The organism is Citrobacter sp. Cpo032, from assembly GCF_030332975.1.
GTDB lineage: Bacteria > Pseudomonadota > Gammaproteobacteria > Enterobacterales > Enterobacteriaceae > Citrobacter > Citrobacter portucalensis.
This window is the reverse complement of sequence record NZ_JAOWGU010000046.1, coordinates 138,174-156,940: the sequence shown is the minus strand read 5'-3', so window position 1 is coordinate 156,940 and position 18,767 is coordinate 138,174. Positions and strand designations below refer to the sequence as shown.

Below are 18,767 nucleotides of genomic sequence, written 5' to 3'. Positions count from 1 at the left end.
ATCGGGCAGCTACGGCTACCCGATCAGGGGGATTAATGGCTAATCAGACTGTCTATCTCAATCTCAATTTCCCGCATAACAGCAATAATCTTCTGCAATGCCTCCTCGCGTACTGCCAGAGGAAGATCGTCATGTCGTCTGGATTCGAAAGGTTCGCACAGGTTCTGTAGCGCAGTGATACCCAGAATTTGCGCCGAGCCATGCAACCGGTGAAGAGCTCGCAAAAACAGCTGAGGTTCATCTTGCAGAACGGCTTTCTCAGCCGCTTGTATATCATTCAGCGTTGCCTCGCGAAATGTCTCGAGAATCTCGTTCATCAGTGCGCGATCGCCGCCGGTATTTTCCGTCAACACATTGAATTTCAAATGCCGGATTGTACAAGGAGACGAATAACCGGTTTCGATTTTACTCAATTCATGGGTCAGTGTCTGAATCGACACAGGCTTGAACAGGCACAAGTTCATACCATTTTGCAGGCATCGATCGCGTGACTGTGGAAGTGCGCTGGCCGTCAGTCCCCATATTTGTAAATTCGGCTGTTGACGACGTAGCGAAGCCGCGAGATCAAACCCGTCTTTTTTCGGCATATTTACATCGGTTATCAGCAGATCGTACGATTTCTTCGCTAGTTTGGCTTCTGCTTCCTCCCCATCACACGCTTCATCCACGCTGTAGCCAATGGCATTCAACTGTCGCTTGAGCAGCAGGCGATTGGTTGGATTATCGTCAGCTATCAAAATAGACAGACACGGAAGCGGTAACAGAGTACCGGGCGCATCGCCATCCGATACAATCGACTGTCGAGCTGTTTCAACCGGCAGCGTTATGGTAAACGTGGTTCCTTGCAACGGGACGCTCATCAACTCCAGCGTCCCACCCATCAACGTCACCAGTTCTTTGCAGATAAATAACCCCAGTCCAGAACCGGTTTGTTGACGCCCGCAGCGTCCCTGAGCGTAACGCTGAAACAGCCCCGCCTGCTCCTCTTCACTAATACCGCAACCGGTGTCGCTAATGGCAATAGTCAGGGTACCGTGATTCTCCCCCTCAGGCATCAAACGGACCGTCACATGAATGCTGCCCTGCTCGGTAAACTTCAACGCATTACCCACCAGGTTGGTGAGAATTTGCCGCAAAGCCTGCTGATCGACAAATACCCGCTCGTTCGCCGGCAACTGACTAACGCAGGCAAGCGTAATGCCTTTCTGTCTGGCTAAGGCATCGAAAGAGTGGCACTGCAATTCAATGAGTTGCGAGAGATCCGTCCATTGAGGAACTACCTGGTATTTACCAGACTCAATCTTATCCACATCCAGAATCTTACCGATCAGCCCAAGCAATGACTGGGCCGTCGCCCCGGTAAGGGCAATCGCCTCTTTTCGCTGTGCCGGGCTGAGTTCTGAACTCGACAGTAATTCCACAAAGCCAACAATCGAACTTACCGGAGTACGTAACTCATGGCTCATACTCGCCAGAAAGCGACTTTTGGCCTTGGTTGCTTCAATCGCTTTATTCTTTTCGTTTTCCAGTTCTTGAGATAATGCTTCTTTGAGATGAAGCTGCTCTTCCAGTAGCCGCTGCGATTGTTTCCTTTTATTTACCTCACGGGAGAGTGAGATCCCCCAGATCAGGCTAATTGCTATCAGCAGCAGCGCGAATATCCCCAGTTGATAGAATTGTTTGCTATATCGACTCCAGAAATCGACCTGCGTATTGGAAATTTTCGACCACCTCTCCGTCATCTGCAAAATTTCACGTGGCGGTATGGCCTGAAGCGCTTTATCCATAACAGACTTCAACACCGGCTCGCGGGGAGAGATTGCAAAACTTACCGACGCACCAGGCATATCTGGAAGCCTAAAAAAGTGCATATTTTTCTGGTAGTAATGATCGACCATAAATCTTGCCGACAATTCGGTAGCGATTGCCGCATCAACGCTGCCCTCCTTGACCATGGCCATCGCAACACTGCCAGTATCCGCATTCACCCAGGTGGCCTGCGGATAGCGTTGCTTAAGCTCACTTTCCAGCACATGCCCGGCAGGCAAAGCAATGCGTATCGGCTTCTCCAGTAGCGATTCGGCGGTTTCCTCACGGGAAGTGATCATCACAAATGCCACATTCATCAGCGGATCGCTAAAGGCCGAATTGGGCGGGTTTTGATGAGTTAGCGTGATAGTGGGATACATATCCCACTGTTCGCCGCTTATTTGCTTTGTCTGCTCACTTTTAGAGCTAGCTAAAATGGGTTCAAAATCGAGCCCCGTTTGCAGATGAATAATATTCAGCAAATCACCAATAATACCGCGTAACTCACCACTGCGATCGACCAGCGTATAGGGCGAGTAATCTGGGTTGATTAAAATGCGGATAACATGCTTTTTCTTCAACCACGCTTTTTCCTGATCGGTGAAAGGAATAGGCGCATTCAGATAGGCAAGGTTGCCTCGGTTCAGCCAGTTCTGCATGACTTGCATATGAATTTCATTACTGATTGACGTAATGAAACCATCAAGAATATTTCTTAATACAGGCTGATCTTCGTTAACGACAAAATAATTATATTGTTCTTGCTTATCAAAGTAGTGCGTAATAACCAGTGATTGTGAGAAGTATCGAGAGATACAATGACTGCTGGTGATATTGTTACCAATATAATATTGGTTATCGCCATTCACTACCGACGCCATAGCCTGATACTCGTCGTCATAAAATGAGACTTTAGCCTCAGGAAAAGCCCCCTGGATAACATCGAGAAAAGGGCAATCCCGTACACACGCGACGCTAACCTGATGGTTCGAGGTCAGCGGCAGCAGAGTGTTTTTTAGCGATGTTACAAGCGTCGGCCACGTGGTCAGCAATGCCGAAGTGCGCAACAGATTTCCACCAACATCCTGGCGTCGGGACAGTTGGGTTATCAGCGTATCAACATCGTTATTGGCGAGCGCGGCCAGCGCCTCTTGCTCATTATCATACTGCTTTATAATGATTTTTAGATTGAGGTTCTTTTGCATTAACGCAAGGTAATCCGCGTTGACGCCTCGATAATATTCACCGCTATTTTGATAAACAATGGGGGAGACTTCCGGTAACCAGGTGCCAACAACCAAGGTTTTTTTATGCGCTAACCAGTTTGTTTCTTCCCTGTTCAAGCCGATATTTTGCACTGAGGTATTATAGTTACTTTTTAGCTCAACTTGCCGAGCTGAGCTTACACCCGTAGACAACCCGATGGTAAAGATGACCATCAAAAAAATAAAAAAGCGTTCCAGCATTACTCTATCCTATTTTATTTCTCTGCGCATAATCATAAATTTCCATTAATGATGAACAATCTAATTTTTCCATCAACCGGCTTTTATAGGTACTTACCGTTTTATTACTGATATTCATTTTGCTGGCAATTGTGCTGTAATCCATGCCATTAAGGATATAACGCAATACTCTCATTTCCTGGTTCGACAACGTATCAAGCTTATCCTGCTCGCTGACGGATGAACCAGTAAAATGCTCAAGGGAAAAGGGAAAATAGCTATAGCCATTTTTTGCTGCTTCGATTGCGGCAAGAATATTATTCATACCTTCTTTTTTACTCACAAATCCGTTAGCACCGTATTCGGCGCTACGTTTGCCGTAAAAAAATTCATTTTTGGCTGAAATGATAATGATTACACCAGCATAGTGCCGCTTTCTCAGCTGCTCCAGCACTTCGATGCCACTGATACCCGGAATATCCACATCGATAATCAACAGCTCCGGTTTGGTTTTTTCAACGGTTTGAACCACTTGATCTCCACTGTCGAGTTCGGTGGTCACAGCGATACCATTGGTATCGAGTAAGTTGCGGATGGCAATGCGAGCCAATGGGTGATCGTCAACGATTATCGCGTTCATTGCGTATAAGAATCCCGATAAATAAAGAGAGGCGATGGCTATAGAGCAGATGAGTCTTCAATATTATGTTTGATAAACGCAAGACTTTAAGAGGAAAATTCTAGCATAGCCACGCGTATATTTTATTATTTTTTCATAATTCGAATGAATAAATCATAAAAATAACATTTTGATTTACAAAAATTAAACCTTGAACCTTTGTAAATATCAAATCATTAACACAACGTAAAGGAAAATTCCTACACATGTAGGACAGGTCTTTCATTTATTAGGGTTCATTCTTAACAAAGCTATTAATATCAATAGGGTAGTAAGCATTAGAACCGTAAAAATACGAAAAACACCCCTCATCTGACGATCATTCCGTTAGGGTGGCATGGTGGAAAGCTGCCATCAAATAGCCGCTTACGTTGAACATTCCCATGCACATTTCTATGCCAGCAACTTTACATTACAAACAGATATTATTTTTCAATACGTTGCCTACGACAGTTTTTTGTTAATTTTATTTCTATATGAAATTATCCTACACTTGTCTTTATGCTTAAATAGAGCAGAAATAGCGCATTTCAAATTTCCAGGTTACATCGATGCGCTGCTAAAAAAATAAGATAGAGCATTTTTTCATACTTTCGGGTGATAACAATTTTACTAACCTGAATTTTGGAGAAACTGTAAATCCAGAGGGATCGTACACTGGCACAACCTGGCGGGAAGAAAAACCGGCCAACGTTAAAAGCATCACTTTCACATTCTAAGGAGAAAAATAGGTTACCAGAACAGCAAGTTACGCTTCTCTTCTGGTAGTAAGCAAAGCAATTGATTGATGGCGTATAGCAAAATGAATCAAATACGAGAATCATTAAACAATGTTGTATTCCCTGACACAATGCCTGACGCATGGCCTTATCAATCCTGGTGTTCACCTGAAAATATTGATACCGATATTACATGGTATTCATTTACTGAGCTGGATTTGATGATCGAAGCCTGGCTGGGTAAAGACTCACTCATCCCAGTGAACAAAACCGTATGGGGTTTTGTGAACGAAAATGAACCATTAATCCAGATAGTTATCCACGAAGATATTGCATATATTGCAATTAATCACAGATTCTATTCATGGGTAATTATTGTTGCAGGAACATACAACTTAAACATCAGTCTCGATCTTGCCTCCATATTTAAACACACAGCCTTAGCCGATACAGCGCTATGCATTATAGCCAATCGCGTTGACATACATTCAGTAGAGGTATCTCTTAACACCGCCCGCTCTTTTATGAACTTTGTTTTCTTTCATGAATTGGTTCATTTGATGTGTTGCCAGCATCAATACATCAAGATGAATGGCAACCAACTTCCGTATATCAGGACCATGGAGTTTATTGCCGACTTTCTAGCGTACGAACATTCACTCATGCCTGTAACTTACGAATATACCGTACAAAAAGACAACTGGGATCTGCAGATGAGTACCGCTCGATGCCTTGGCTTTGTCATCGCGTCCTATTTCATCATTAAGACGAAACAGATCAACAAGTTAAATCTATATCCATCCATAAATGAAAGAACCACCTTGTTGCTGAGTTATATATTATCGCCATCTTTAACGCGGAGTGAACGGGAGGGATTACTGCTAAAATATGAAGCCAGTGGAATAATGGATGCTTATATCCGGCGAGGAAAGCTAGGATTTAATATTGGCAATAATGATTCCCTCACCTCGACTGAATATTCTGCATGTCGTTGTAATTGCAGCAAATGCAGCGCATTCGCCAACGAGATATGTAACAAGGCCAAACCATTGAACAGCGAAGTATTAAACCATATGAGCATTTATACAGAATGCTTCCCTAAAAATAAGGTTTTTTACCCCTTTCCTGTTATAGATAAAAGAGATAACAAAACATCTCATTTTTGTAGTTTACAAAATCCTATACTGTTTTCCTTAGAGAAAACGATTAAAAGATCCTCTGCATTTCTATCAAACCGATTCCTGAGTTTCCACTAAGAGCCTAATGGGATAGGCTCTTAATCACTTATTTCCGTCATCCTTAATGTGGCTCTGGAACAGCAGAGCCACAAGAGAGAGACATTAATCAGGCTTTACTGGGCAACGCTCCCACTGCGTGCGAGCTTTTGACTGTCAGCGTAACGACAGCTGAGCACAACAGTGCAGCAATCATAAAGATAAAGGCGCTGTTATAGCTTCCGCCACTACTTTGGATAAGCCAGCCGATGATAGGCGCTGATACAACCCCCGCCATCTGGCCGCCAAAGTTAACAATACCGGATGCCCGCCCCATGATGTTGCTCGGGATCGTATCCATCAGAATGCCCCAGAACGTCGCCATGGCAAAGAACATGAACAGGGCTGAGACACACTGATAAACCACCGCCATATCTGCACTGCTCACGCTGAAAGTCAGATACAGGAATCCCGCGGCAATAACAGAGGTTACAACATACAGCGTTTTACGCTGGGGTTTGAATTTGTCTGAGCAATAACCGCCTAATAATGTTCCGCCTGCCCCGAACAGGAAGGGAATGGCTGCCATGACACCGGTCTTTGCCAGAGAAAACTCTCGTACGGTAATCAGATAGCTTGGTAGCCAGGTTGAAAAACCCCAGAAGGTGATATCAAACAAAAACCAGATGCTGGCCATTTGCCAGAGCACCGGCATTTTAAGTACGTCTTTAAACGCGATAGCACTGGTGTTTTGCAGGCTCCCCTGATCGTCAGCAGCCAGCTCAGCCAGGTCTTGCTGCGTAATGGCAGGGTGATCTTTCGGGTTGTCACGTGTAAATAAGTAGATACCTGCCGCGATAAACAGACCGGGAATACCCAGCACGATAAAAACCATGTGCCAGCCAAATGCCCCGATGATACTTGCCGCCACAACTACCGCCAGCGCTGGGCCTAAGGTGTTAACCGTTGACTGAATCGCCGTGGCGCGACCACGCTCTTTCGACGGGAAATAGGTTGATATCATCTTCCATGAGGCCGACGGGAAACACCCCTCACCGATACCAAAGAAGAATCGTACTGCTAACATCAGCGGCAGCGTCAGCACAGCGCCGGTTAAGCTGGTGAACACAGACCACCATGCAATACCAATGGCCATGATTTTGCGCGAGCCAAATTTATCCGCCAGTAATCCACCGGGAATTTGAAACGCAGCATAACCAATAAAAAAGGCGCTAATAATTAAACCTTGTTGAGTCGTATCAAGATTTAAATCTTTGCCAATATAAGGGAGCGAAACGCTCATCACCATTCTGTCGAGAAAAGAGAGCAGCCACGCCAGCCAGATCAGGGTCAGGACGGTATATCTTGCTTTCCAGGTCTTGGGTTTACCTGAAGGTAAAGACGTTTGTAGGTTCATTGTGATGTCCTTAGGGTGTAGTGATCTACCGCGGCCATAAATAGTCGCGATAGATCCATGCGTGTTTAGCGTTATTTATTAATATTGTTTTCTAATAACCGTACCGCTACAGGCATAACTTTCCGTGCCATTGATTAAGGCAATGCGCCCATTAACCATGACAATTTCAATCCCTTCCGGGTACTGATTGGGTTCCACAAAAGTGCCTTTATCCGTAATTGTGTTCGGATCGAACATCACAATATCCGCTGCATAACCCACCTTCAGCAGTCCGCGATCCTGCAAACCCAATACTTCAGCAGGTTTCCCCGTCATCTTGCGGATTGCCGCTTCCCAGCTCAGACATCCCTCTTCACGGACATATTTACCGAGTACGCGAGGGAATGCGCCAAACACGCGCGGGTGCGGTTTGCCAGCCCCCATTAAGCCGTCGGTACAGACGTTTTGCTCAGGTCGACAGAGAAACTTAATCACGTGCTCTTCGGTACCGTAGAAGTCGACCATCCCCACGGCGTTTTCCTCTTCAAAGAGCAGATCGAAGGTGGCGTTGTACGGATCTTTTCCGCGCAGCTCGCCCAACTGGACGAGGTTCAAACCGACAGCATCCTGATTTTTTGCCGTTTTCACGCTGGTGACAAAAATCTGGTCCAAGCCGGCAAAATCGATAAAGTTATCCCAGCCAGGAATACCCTGCTGAATATCATCAATCATTTTGGCGCGCAGTTCGGGCGAGGCGAGACGCTCAAGTAATTTGTCCGTACCACCGGAGTGAACCCAGGGCGGCAGGATCACGCCAAGCATCGTACTGCCCGCCACATACGGATACTGGTCGAAAGAGATACGAATTCCCTCTTCCTGCGCCTGTTCCAGCATGCCCAGCATCTGGTCGATCAGCCCCCAGTTTTTCTTGCCGCAAACCTTCATATGCGAAATATGTAGCCAGACGCCAGTGGCTTTGGCGATATCAATCAGTTCCTGGGTTGAGTTGATAATATCGTCAGCTTCACTGCGCTGATGCACCACAAAGATCCCGTCATATTTCGCCGTGACCTTACACAGTTCAATCATTTCGGCAGTATCACCAAAGGCGCAAGGCATATAGATAAGTCCTGTGGAAAGTCCAAATGCCCCAGCCTTTAGCTCTCGCTCAAGGACTTCACACATCTTCGCCACATCTTCACGGGTCGAAGGACGCCCATCCAGACCCATCGCTTCCATGCGCACGTTGCCATGAGGAACTAAATACGCGAGGTTTGTCGCCGGATGACGTGATGCCAGCAGATTGAGATAACCGTCTGTATTTTTATACTTCCAGTCAATTTTGTCGGTGTCACCGTCCAGTCCGGCGATATTTTTACGCCAGGCTGGAATATATTCTTCAGGTAGCGGTGCTAAGGCGACGCCATCCTGGCCCAACAGTTCGGTGGTGATACCCTGACGAATTTTTGCCGACAGCGCGGGGTTAATAATGGCCGACAGGTCAGAGTGCGTATGGGTATCAATAAAGCCAGGGCAAATAATTTTTCCTGTTGCATCAATTACCTGTTCATTGATGCCAACCTCAATTTGACCGATTTCGACAATACGTCCTTCATCAACCATCACATCGGCAATTCTGCCTTCACTGCCCGTCCCATCGATTACATTTCCGTTTTTGAAAATGGTTTTCATCGTTATTCTCCATGGCGGTGCTGCTGAGCGACACCGCCTGTAAGGTAAGAGGTGGTTATCTTTATTTTTATTGGCGATAGAGTGTCTGGATGATGCTGTAATAGCCGCTGGCCGAGCCGGTTAACTGATCGATCTCGATATACTCGTCAATGGTGTGTGCCAGGTTTTCTCGTGAAGGACCGAAGCCGATGGTTTTGATTCCCGCTTCGCCCGCATAGTGGCTACCGTTGGTACAAAATGAGTACTGCGTAATGGTTGGATTAAAGCCAGCCTCGCGAACGCCCGCCAACGCTGCCTGCACGAATTCGTCTGACTCGTCGTACACCCAGCCAGGGAAGAAACGCTCTCCCTCAATCGTGGCGCCGGTATAGCAAGACTCCTGACCCACCGCGTAGGACACTCGGGCCTTAAACTGCGGATCCTGAGCAATAAGTTCGGCAAGCGCATTTTCCAGCGGAGCAATCACGCTTTCTTTGGTTTCACCCACCAGCAAACGGCGATCGTAGGTTGCGCGACAGTAATCCGGTACCACCGAGGCTCCCGGGTACGGCGAAGATTTAATGTCGGTCAGTTCCAGAATGCCAGGCCCCAGAACCGGATGCGTTGGCGGCGTGATCGTACGAATTTTGTCGATCAATTGCGCCATTTTGTACACCGCGTTAATCCCCGCCTGTGGGTTAGCGGAGTGCGCGGGCTTACCAAAGGTTTCGACCACAATCTCAGCGCGACCACGCTGACCAATTTTCAGGTTTAACTCGGAAGCTTCACCGATGATTACGTAGTCTGGCTTATAGCGCTCGCTGACCAGGCGGGCAGCAATACCTTCAAAACACTCTTCGTGCACAATGCACGCAACGTAGATTTTCCCGGCAAAATTTCGCTGATTGTCCTGACCGAAAAAGCCCACGGCGGAGATCATCGCCGCCACGGCGCCTTTCATGTCTGTTGTGCCGCGACCATAAATTTTGCCATCTTCAATATCGCCGCCGTATGGATTGCGGGACCACTTCTCTTCGTTCACCGGCACGGTATCGATATGTCCATCGAGAACCAGCGTTTTCCCCGGCTGGGTGCCGACAATGCCGCCAACAATGTTGCCGTACTTATCAACGTGGATGTCATCGAATTGGTAATGCTGCATCATTGTTTTTATGGCATTAACCACTTCCCCTTCCTGACCGGAATAACTTTTTTGTTGGATCAGCGCCTGACAGTTTTTAATGACTTCTTCAATGCGGTTTGCAGATAACATGGGTTTCTCCGTTATATCTCTCAATCAGGGAATTATTTGTTGATGCCCGGGTACTGACCGCCCCAGACAATATCCAGATATTGTTGTGGGTCGGTATCCCCTTCGGTGCTGACTAACAGCACACGAGAGTGCGCATCCAACCCCAGTTGCTCACGCGTTTGCGCCAGTTCAGGCGAGGTCATCAGCAGCGCCAGCAGACCGGTAGTAACCGCACCTGACTCACCCGAAATAATCTGTGGATCGCCTGCCAGCGGGTTGCCCAACATGCGCATGCCCAACGCTGCAACTTCATCAGGACAGGAGGCAAATGCGTTGGCATAATCGCGCAGCAGTTTCCAGCCGATACTGTTCGCTTCACCGCAGGCAAGACCGGCCATCACGGTTTGTAAATCACCGCCCACCGCAATGGCATCCCCCTCTTTTGAACGGGCTGAGCGGTAGAGGCAATCGGCAATTAACGCTTCGGCGACGATCACTTTCGGGCGATTCTCCCCCCAGGCTGCCGTCACCATTCCCTGCACCATTCCGGCAAACGAGCCGACGCCTGCCTGCACAAAAATGTGCGTCGGCGCAACCTGATGCAGCTGATCTATCGCCTCCAGCATCAGCGTGCCGTAGCCCTGCATAATCCACTGCGGGATCTTTTCGTATCCTTCCCACGCGGTATCCTGCACCACTATCCAGCCATACTTTTCGGCCTGCTCTGCGGTCATACGAACCGCATCGTCGTAGTTCATATCGACAATCTCAGCGGTAGCGCCTTCGTTACGGATAGAGGCCAGACGTTGCTGCGAAGAACCCTTCGGCATATAAACCACGGCGTTTTGCTTCAGTTGGCGCGCCATCCATGCCACGCCGCGACCGTGGTTGCCATCAGTAGTAGTGGCAAACGTGACGGTTTGCAGATCGTGGCGTACCTCTTCGCTGGTCATCACGTCAAAGGGCAGTTCGCTGATATCCTTACCAACTAATTCAGCGATATGGCACGCCATCGCATAGGAGCCACCCAGCGCTTTAAAGGCTTTCAGGCCAAAACGCTGAGATTCATCTTTGAGGTAGATATTTTTTACGCCCAGTTTTTGTGAAAGTGCCGGTAGCGTATACAGCGGCGTCGGCGCGTAACCCGGAATAGACCGATGAAAATTCAACGCTTTTACCAGTTCCTGGCGGCTAAACGGTGCCAACGGCGCGTTCGGATGTTCGGTAAACGGTGTCTGGTTAATAAAAAATGATAAGTTTTCCTGCATCATAAAACCTCATTGTCCTGGTATTTCATTCCCTGTAATCGGTGCAATACAGAGATATTTCCGTTATCGGTATTGGCAATAGAGCAAAATGCTTACCAGCTTTTTATTAACCGAGTAAATTCTTATGAATATTTTAATAAAGGCTTTAATTTCAATAAATTAAATAGAAATAAAAATTGACACCAAAAAATATCACTGCGTCAGTTTATCGTCTCATTTTGATAAATTCTCATTATTGATAAATAGTGTGATCGCTGAAGATAAAATAAGAAAAACATCCAAAAACAGCGTGATAGATTGATTTTTCGCAAATCATTTTTGCATTGCTTCGCCTATTTATCATTTTCCTTGAGAAATGCGACACACTGCCGGAGAAGTACCATGATTTCAGTACTCAGCAATATTCAGGATGATATATGTAATTATGCCGATGCTATTTCTGGCATAACGGGCACGGACGTTGAAATCATTGATGAATCTTTAATGCGCATCGCGGGTACCGGGAAATACCGGCATATGCTCAATGAGAACGTGGCCAAAAATGGCTACATCTATCGTCACGTATTGCAGGTGCGAGAAACGGTACTGATCAAAAATCCCGGCGAGCATCCGTTGTGTCAGTTATGTGAAAAACACCACTACTGTTCTGAAATGCTGGATTTGAACGCACCAATTTTTCTCAATAATCGCGTGATTGGCGTGATCGGGATTATTTGCTCAACCCAGGCACAGCGTGACACGTTACTGAGCCAGATTGATAAATTTGTCACCTTTATTGAGCAAATCGCCGTAATGATCTCCAGTAAGGTCTTTGAATGCCTGGAGCGTTTACGCGCGCAGGAAACGCTTGGCGCATTTCGGCTTCTGATCGATGCTATGGACCGCGGCGTGGTGGCGATTGATGGCAAGGGTCTTATCTGGCATGCCAATCATTCAGCCGATCGCATCCTCAACCGTGAGGTTCAGGGATTACCACTGACCATTGAAACAACCGGAGACAGCCTGTACGGCGATGAAGAAGCGTGGCTGACGCTTGAAGGTCAGAAACATCATGTACTGTGCAAACAAATTTCGCTCTCCTCGCAGGATAACGATCGCTTAACCATGGTTATCTTTCGTGATGCACACGACTACCTGAGTAACCTTACTCCATCCCCTTATGAGTCCGATATGCAGGTGCGACTGATTGGTCACTCTCCCTCAATGGAGCAACTCAGAAGCACCATCGGTAAAATCGCCAACAGTTACGCCAGCGTGCTCATCACCGGGGAAAGCGGCTCGGGGAAAGAGGTCGTGGCTTTTGCCATTCACCAAAGCAGTCCACGTAAAGCCGCGCCTTTCGTGACAATCAACTGCGCGGCTATCCCCGAACAACTGCTGGAAAGCGAACTGTTTGGTTATGTTCGTGGCGCATTCAGCGGGGCCGATCCCAAAGGACGAATGGGAAAATTTGAACTGGCCAACGGCGGCAGCCTGTTTCTGGATGAAATTGGCGATATGCCGTTGCACCTGCAGGCCAAGCTGCTCAGGGTATTACAGGAAAAGGCGATCACCCGCGTTGGCTCTAATAACACCATCAATATTGATGTGCGCATTATTGCCGCGACCAACAAAAACATTAATGCGATGGTGGAGAATAATCAGTTTCGCGAAGATCTTTTCTATCGCCTGAACGTGGTCCCTCTGGTACTTCCTTCCCTGCGTGAACGCCGGGCTGATATTGCGGTCCTCGCACAGTATTTTGCCGATGAGTTCTCGGTCAGTTACCAGCGACCACCGCAAAAACTGCCTGATGACGTTATTAACCGCCTTTATGCCTGGCACTGGCCGGGCAACATTCGTGAATTACGCAACGTGATCGAATACATTTTTGTGATGCGCGGAGAAGCCGCCGGGATCAACGCCAGCCATCTTCCCCCTTACCTGCTCACCGCCGCTGACGGTAGGAAAACGACGATGACCGCGCAACCCTGTCAGCTTGCCAGCAAAGGAAAACAGGCGGAAAGAGAAGCTATCGAAAACGTCATCCAGCGGTTCGGCTCAAGCGTTGAGGGGAAAAAACAAGCCGCGACAGAACTGGGGATCAGCATTGCCACGCTCTATAGAAAAATAAAACTGTACGGTTTGTGAGCCCCCCCCTCTTAGCGAAGAGGCTCACGTAAAACCATACTGTGCAACCGAATGCGTTACAGGGCCGATTGATTTCGATGCTGCTCGAAATAGCGTCTGGCCTTGTCGTCAGCTTCTTTCAGGTCTGTCGGATTCAGGTTCTTCTGCGCGATATCCAGTCCATTTTGCGCATCAGAATTCCCATTAGCGAAGGCCACCGCACTCCAGATATACGCCTGAGCATAATCCTGAGTTACCCCTTTGCCTTCAAGGTACATGGTTCCCAGCATCCCCTGAGCTTCCGCATTTCCCTTTCTTGCGGCCTGTTCAAACCACTCAGCGGCTTTTTTATCATCCTGAGCGACGCCATTACCTTCTAAATACATCAAGCCAAGATCTTTCTGCGAGCCTGCATCTCCCTGGGCCGCGGCTTTCTCCAGCCACTCCACCGCTTTTTTACTGTCCTGGGCCGTTCCCTCTCCTTTTGCGTACATCATGCCAAGCATGCCCTCGGCCAGCATATCCCCTTGAAGAGCAGCCTGATTAAACAGCTCAAACGCTTTTTTGTGGTCCTGAGCCACACCAACCCCCTCGCCAAGGTAATACATCGCGCCGAGCATGCTCTGGCCCAGCGCGTCCCCTTTGCTGGCGGACTGTTTAAACAGCGCGAAAGCTTTGTCAGTATCCAGACCGACACCATCACCTTCAAAGTACTTTCTGCCCAGTAATCCCTGCGCTTTGGCATCCCCTCGTTCAGCCGCTTTACTCAATGACTTAACGGTGTTGTAGCCCTCTAATAGCGACGCCTTACTTTCAAGGAAACGCTTTGCGTCAGGATTGCCCTTCTCAACCGCACGATGGAGCCACTCAATGGCATGATAGTTTCCGCGCTCGGCAGCAATGCTTAACCACTCTACGGCCTGCTTATTGCCTTTTCCGACTTCGTTGTCAAACCACTCAATGACCTTACCGTCATACCAGCGCGCGCCCTCACCATCAAAGTAGACTAAGGCGAGCAAATAACGCGCATCGAGATTGCCCTGCTCAGCCGCACGGGTCAGCCATTCAACAGCGTTCTTGTCATTCTGCTGCACGCCCTTACCTTCGAAATACAGCACACCGAGATAGTATTGGGCATCGACATTCCCCTGAGCCGCCGCTTTGCTAAACCATTCGGCCGCTTTCTTGTCATCTTTCAGGCCGCCTTTGCCCTCATAGTACATCAGTGCAAGCAGATGCTGAGCACTCGCATTACCCTGCTCAGCCGATTTGGTCAGCCACTCGCTGCCTTTACTGAAATTCTGCTCTACCTCTTTACCTTTTAAGTACACGGTTGCAAGCACAAATTGCGCCTGCGCATCTCCCGCCTCAGCACCCTGCTGTAAAACAGCCACAGGTTCTTTATTCCACTCTTTTGCTTGTCCCTGTGAAGATCCCGCACCCCACAATATTCCGATGAAAGTGAAGGCGAGGAGAGGCCGAATGTTCATAAAACGTAATCCTTGTTAAGAAAAGGCACATAATGGAGATGCTCCAACGGCAAGCCAACTTATTTAACTGCGATTGTGATCCGTGTCGGAACTATCAGATATTAACTGGGAAATTTGCAAAATATAATTCTTTGACTATGCAGGTGATCCTTAGTGAATAATGCACAACAAAAAGGCCATGTTAATAACATGGCCTTTCGTCTGGACATGGCGTTGAAACTTAATCAAACACACCATTAATAACAGCGGTGACAATCGCCGTGCTCAGTGCAATCAGCACCAGATTATCGCCAATAACCTGCCATTCATAGCCCGGGTAATACGGAAGTTGATTCAACATTGATGGCGGAACGCTCTTCCTGGCGATCCCCGGAGGAAGCGGTTTTCCTCGCGCCAGATTTTTGGCAATACCTGGAGGCAGTGACTTATAGCCCGTTAGACCGTATCTGACGGCATACTGCCTGGCCACGTTATAGCTGATGTCACTATCAACATGGTCCGGCTTACCATAATTTTTACGCTGTTCTGATTGTGCGTTATTTTTTTGGTCCGCGTGTCCTTTCTGGCTATGACCACTATTCCCCTTGTTCCCGCTATTACCATGATTGCCACTGTTACCATTTCCGTTGCCATTACCGGGGTTAGCCAACACAGGAGTGGCACACATCGTCATCACAGCAACGGCAACTACCGCCGCGGCCAAAGTTCGAAGCCTGGACATGATGATTCCTTAAGCTGTGGATACAAATAAAAATGTACGGTATTTGCTGAATACTGGCTATCGCTTCAACTCCGATTTATGGGCAAATAAACGATGTTGTTTTGCCATGGACTCCCCAGATTGAGCGTTTTTGAGATTACAGCTCGCCATTCCCGCTATCTCAGATCGGCAAGCGACAGGCACAGGATCTGAGTTTTTGGGAATAACTTCGCGAAAATGGAGAGAAAACGACGTTTTTTTTCGGTTAAGCTATGTTCATGCTTTGGCGTTACCCCATGGCCGGAATCACTATCCAGGAACCCAACCATAATGGCAAAAAGTACCCCGCAGCTGCCGCTCGACCCCCATATGTGTCGCAGCTATGAGAAAAAGTCGCGAAGTCCGCTGGCGCTCTATTCCGAGTATCAGCGTATGGATGTCGAACTGCGGGCGCCGCTGGCTATGACCTACAGCCACTGGCATGGCCAGGTTGAGGTGAACGTGCCATTTGATGGTGATGTGGAGTATCTTTTTAATGACGAAGTGGTGAAGAGCAAACAGGGTTTTATCACCTTGTTCTGGGCCTGTACTCCCCATCAACTCACGGATGCCGGACACTGTAAACAGATGGCCATCTTCAACTTACCGATGCATCTGTTTTTATCCTGGCCGCTGGACAGGGAGCTGATTAATCACGTAACCCACGGGATGGTGATTACTTCGTTGGCTTCACAGCAGCTGAGCGCGTTTGAAGTACGGCGTTGGCAGAATGAACTCAATAGCGATAACGAACAAATTCGCCAGTTAGCCATTGATGAAATCGCGCTGATGCTCAAGCGCTTTAGCCTCGCTGGCTGGCGGCCGGTACTGGGTAACAAAACGTCGCGCACCCAGAAAAACAGTATTTCACGGCATTCACAGTTTTACGTCAGCCAGATGCTGGAGTTTATTGCCGCCAACTGCGACAAACAGCTTACGGTTGATGCTATTGCCGAACACGTTAAGCTCAATCCCAATTATGCGATGGGTATTTTTCATCGGGTGATGCAACTGACGATGAAACAGTATATTACCGCGATGCGCATCAACCATGTGCGGGCTTTACTCAGTGATACGGATAAAACAATTCTGGATATCGCTACAATTGCAGGTTTTCGCTCCAGCAGTCGATTTTACAGCTCGTTCCATAAATACGTCGGCATGCCGCCACAGCAGTATCGAAAATTGAGTCAACAATGCCGACATCATTCACCTTATGCCGAGGGGTAATTTATTCAACAAACGTTCTCTTACCTTACTACTAAAATATAAGTACCAGAATAGCAGGTCAAAAAAGATAATCTGCAACAGTTAATAAAATAGGGTTCAGCCATGAACTCTGGCAACTATGTTACTCAGACATGAGTGACCTGTAGCAGGTATTTATTTGACGTGTTCAACCATTAATGATTGGGATGAAATTATGGAATTAAATAACTGTACCCCCAACAACAGAAAGCCATTGTCTTTCTTTTGGTCAGTTTTACCCATGGTAGTTATGCTGGGCGGGATTAGCATCGGATATTTTATCTTCAATATTCGTGCTGAACCCATGATCCTGATGGGAACGGCAGCCGCCTCGTTTATCGCCATCGCTCACGGCTACACGTGGGATGACATTCTACAATCTATTTGCAATAAAATATCTGAAGCGCTGCCGGTCATATTAATCGTCGCCAGTATCGGTTTCTTAATTGGCGCATGGATGGTGTCAGGTACTATTCCAATGATGATTTATTATGGTCTGAAGTGGATTAACCCTCAATATTTCTATATTTCGGCATTTATGCTGGGAGCACTGATCTCAGTATGCACCGGTACCTCCTGGGGTTCTATCGGGACCGTTGGTATTGCCATGATTGGCGTAGCGATTGGTCTGAATGTCTCGCTGCCCATTGCCGCTGGTGCTATTGTTTCAGGCTGCTGGTTTGGTGATAAGCTCTCACCGGTTTCTGATTCAACCAACATGGCTGCACTGGCTGCCGGGGTAAACCTGTACTCGCATATCGGCCACCTGCTGTGGACTACCGGCCCGGGTTTTATTATTTGCTGCGTCGTTTACAGCTATATGGGCATGGGCATTGATGCCTCGTCCAGCGCGCCAGAAAATATCACCAACTTAATGAATTCTATTGGTCAGATTTATCACTTTAATATTCTGCTGCTACTCCCGCCGATCATCGTTTTATATGGCTCACTGTCAAAAAGACCGCCCATTCCGATGCTCTTTTTATCTACGATAGTCTCAATGATTTTGGCGTTAGTCTTTCAGCAATTCACGGCATCCTCTGTCGGCGAATCCGTGGTCAGTGGCTTTAAGCTCGCAATGCTTACCGGAGATAATCTGCCGACACTGTCTTCCGATGTTTCCCGCTTACTGGAGCGAGGCGGCGCTATTTCAATGTTTAGCAGCTTCGTTACCGTTTTCAGCGCCTTCAGCTTTGCCGGGGCAATGAGTGCGACAGGCTCTCTGCACACCGTGATAAACGCGCTGACAAAAGGCGTTAAATCCACATTCCGCCTGGTGGCTACCACGATTGTGACGACATTTACCATCTGTGCCTGCACGGCAAATGGGACCTTACCGTTGCTGCTGTGCGGTGATGCCTTTAAAGAGGAGTACAAAAAGCGAGGTCTTGCGGCAAAAAACCTCTCGCGAACCACTGAAGATGCCGGAACCGTTGTCGAACCGATTATCCCCTGGTCTGCCTCAGGCGTTTATTGCGCCACTATGCTGGGCGTTGCCACGCTTGATTACTTGCCCTGGGCAATCCTCTGTTACAGCGGCGTCATCTTTGCCCTACTGTGGGCGGTAACCGGTATTGGCATTGCTAAATATGAGCCCAATGAAGCCACTGAGAATATGGTTGAGCAAAAATCATAGACTACTAAATAGCTAAATATTAGCTATCACCAGGGTAAATTAAATATATCCATTAGATATACATAAACATTCTTCGCTTTTGCGTTGCTTAC

At 47.6% G+C, this 18,767-nt stretch carries 12 protein-coding genes; 4 read left to right on the top strand and 8 right to left on the bottom strand.

Going from position 1 to position 18,767, the window contains the following annotated elements; genetic code table 11:
* Positions 1-32 precede the first annotated feature (32 nt).
* Both OGY33_RS16030 and evgA read right to left on the bottom strand, forming a co-directional pair.
* On the bottom strand, positions 33-3,275 hold the full coding sequence (locus OGY33_RS16030; RefSeq protein ID WP_191238209.1) for an ATP-binding protein: 3,243 nt from the start codon (positions 3,273-3,275) through the stop codon (positions 33-35).
* 4 nt (positions 3,276-3,279) lie between these two features.
* A complete protein-coding gene (gene evgA / locus OGY33_RS16025) occupies positions 3,280-3,894 on the bottom strand; it encodes an acid-sensing system DNA-binding response regulator EvgA (RefSeq protein WP_008785570.1) in 615 nt (204 codons plus the stop codon).
* Positions 3,895-4,735: 841 nt separating this feature from the next.
* Here evgA and OGY33_RS16020 point away from each other — a divergent pair.
* Positions 4,736-5,908, top strand: a complete 1,173-nt coding sequence (locus OGY33_RS16020; RefSeq protein ID WP_153686741.1) for a hypothetical protein — start codon at positions 4,736-4,738, stop codon at positions 5,906-5,908.
* Between the two features lie 88 nt (positions 5,909-5,996).
* Here OGY33_RS16020 and OGY33_RS16015 read toward each other — a convergent pair whose 3' ends face one another.
* The 4 genes from OGY33_RS16015 to dpaL all read right to left on the bottom strand — a co-directional run bounded on the left by OGY33_RS16015 (position 5,997) and on the right by dpaL (position 11,453).
* Positions 5,997-7,283 carry an MFS transporter gene (locus tag OGY33_RS16015; RefSeq protein WP_003826074.1) on the bottom strand — a complete coding sequence of 429 codons (1,287 nt, stop codon included), beginning with the start codon at positions 7,281-7,283 and terminating at the stop codon, positions 5,997-5,999.
* A gap of 78 nt (positions 7,284-7,361) precedes the next feature.
* Positions 7,362-8,954 carry an N-acyl-D-amino-acid deacylase family protein gene (locus tag OGY33_RS16010; RefSeq protein WP_008785573.1) on the bottom strand — a complete coding sequence of 531 codons (1,593 nt, stop codon included), beginning with the start codon at positions 8,952-8,954 and terminating at the stop codon, positions 7,362-7,364.
* 67 nt (positions 8,955-9,021) lie between these two features.
* The gene (locus OGY33_RS16005; protein WP_048215727.1) at positions 9,022-10,206 is read right to left on the bottom strand and encodes a YgeY family selenium metabolism-linked hydrolase; all 1,185 of its coding nucleotides are present in this window, start codon (positions 10,204-10,206) and stop codon (positions 9,022-9,024) included.
* A 32-nt stretch (positions 10,207-10,238) separates the two neighbouring features.
* A complete protein-coding gene (gene dpaL, locus OGY33_RS16000; RefSeq protein WP_048225852.1) occupies positions 10,239-11,453 on the bottom strand; it encodes a diaminopropionate ammonia-lyase in 1,215 nt (404 codons plus the stop codon).
* A gap of 381 nt (positions 11,454-11,834) precedes the next feature.
* On the opposite strand from dpaL, the gene OGY33_RS15995 reads away from it, so the two are divergent.
* Positions 11,835-13,583: a sigma-54 interaction domain-containing protein gene (locus OGY33_RS15995; RefSeq protein WP_048236604.1), complete on the top strand. Its 1,749-nt coding sequence runs from the start codon at positions 11,835-11,837 to the stop codon at positions 13,581-13,583.
* 56 nt (positions 13,584-13,639) lie between these two features.
* Here the strand turns inward: OGY33_RS15995 and OGY33_RS15990 are convergent, their stop codons facing one another.
* On the bottom strand, positions 13,640-15,052 hold the full coding sequence (locus OGY33_RS15990; protein WP_191238208.1) for a tetratricopeptide repeat protein: 1,413 nt from the start codon (positions 15,050-15,052) through the stop codon (positions 13,640-13,642).
* A gap of 220 nt (positions 15,053-15,272) precedes the next feature.
* Positions 15,273-15,773, bottom strand: coding sequence for an anti-virulence regulator CigR family protein (locus OGY33_RS15985; protein WP_191238207.1), 501 nt, complete (start codon positions 15,771-15,773; stop codon positions 15,273-15,275).
* Between the two features lie 309 nt (positions 15,774-16,082).
* Between OGY33_RS15985 and melR the strand changes: the two genes are divergently transcribed.
* The gene (gene melR / locus OGY33_RS15980; protein ID WP_286571898.1) at positions 16,083-17,021 is read left to right on the top strand and encodes a transcriptional regulator MelR; all 939 of its coding nucleotides are present in this window, start codon (positions 16,083-16,085) and stop codon (positions 17,019-17,021) included.
* Between the two features lie 193 nt (positions 17,022-17,214).
* The gene (nhaC, locus tag OGY33_RS15975) at positions 17,215-18,675 is read left to right on the top strand and encodes a Na+/H+ antiporter NhaC (protein WP_191238206.1); all 1,461 of its coding nucleotides are present in this window, start codon (positions 17,215-17,217) and stop codon (positions 18,673-18,675) included.
* Positions 18,676-18,767 lie beyond the last annotated feature (92 nt).

Bases quoted from the DNA above. Each gene is read 5' to 3' on its own strand.
- OGY33_RS16030 (WP_191238209.1), bottom strand. From the start codon at position 3,275: ATGCTGGAACGCTTTTTTATTTTTTTGATGGTCATCTTTACCATCGGG.
- evgA (WP_008785570.1), bottom strand. From the start codon at position 3,894: ATGAACGCGATAATCGTTGACGATCACCCATTGGCTCGCATTGCCATC.
- OGY33_RS16020 (WP_153686741.1), top strand. From the start codon at position 4,736: ATGAATCAAATACGAGAATCATTAAACAATGTTGTATTCCCTGACACA.
- OGY33_RS16015 (WP_003826074.1), bottom strand. From the start codon at position 7,283: ATGAACCTACAAACGTCTTTACCTTCAGGTAAACCCAAGACCTGGAAA.
- OGY33_RS16010 (WP_008785573.1), bottom strand. From the start codon at position 8,954: ATGAAAACCATTTTCAAAAACGGAAATGTAATCGATGGGACGGGCAGT.
- OGY33_RS16005 (WP_048215727.1), bottom strand. From the start codon at position 10,206: ATGTTATCTGCAAACCGCATTGAAGAAGTCATTAAAAACTGTCAGGCG.
- dpaL (WP_048225852.1), bottom strand. From the start codon at position 11,453: ATGCAGGAAAACTTATCATTTTTTATTAACCAGACACCGTTTACCGAA.
- OGY33_RS15995 (WP_048236604.1), top strand. From the start codon at position 11,835: ATGATTTCAGTACTCAGCAATATTCAGGATGATATATGTAATTATGCC.
- OGY33_RS15990 (WP_191238208.1), bottom strand. From the start codon at position 15,052: ATGAACATTCGGCCTCTCCTCGCCTTCACTTTCATCGGAATATTGTGG.
- OGY33_RS15985 (WP_191238207.1), bottom strand. From the start codon at position 15,773: ATGTCCAGGCTTCGAACTTTGGCCGCGGCGGTAGTTGCCGTTGCTGTG.
- melR (WP_286571898.1), top strand. From the start codon at position 16,083: ATGGCAAAAAGTACCCCGCAGCTGCCGCTCGACCCCCATATGTGTCGC.
- nhaC (WP_191238206.1), top strand. From the start codon at position 17,215: ATGGAATTAAATAACTGTACCCCCAACAACAGAAAGCCATTGTCTTTC.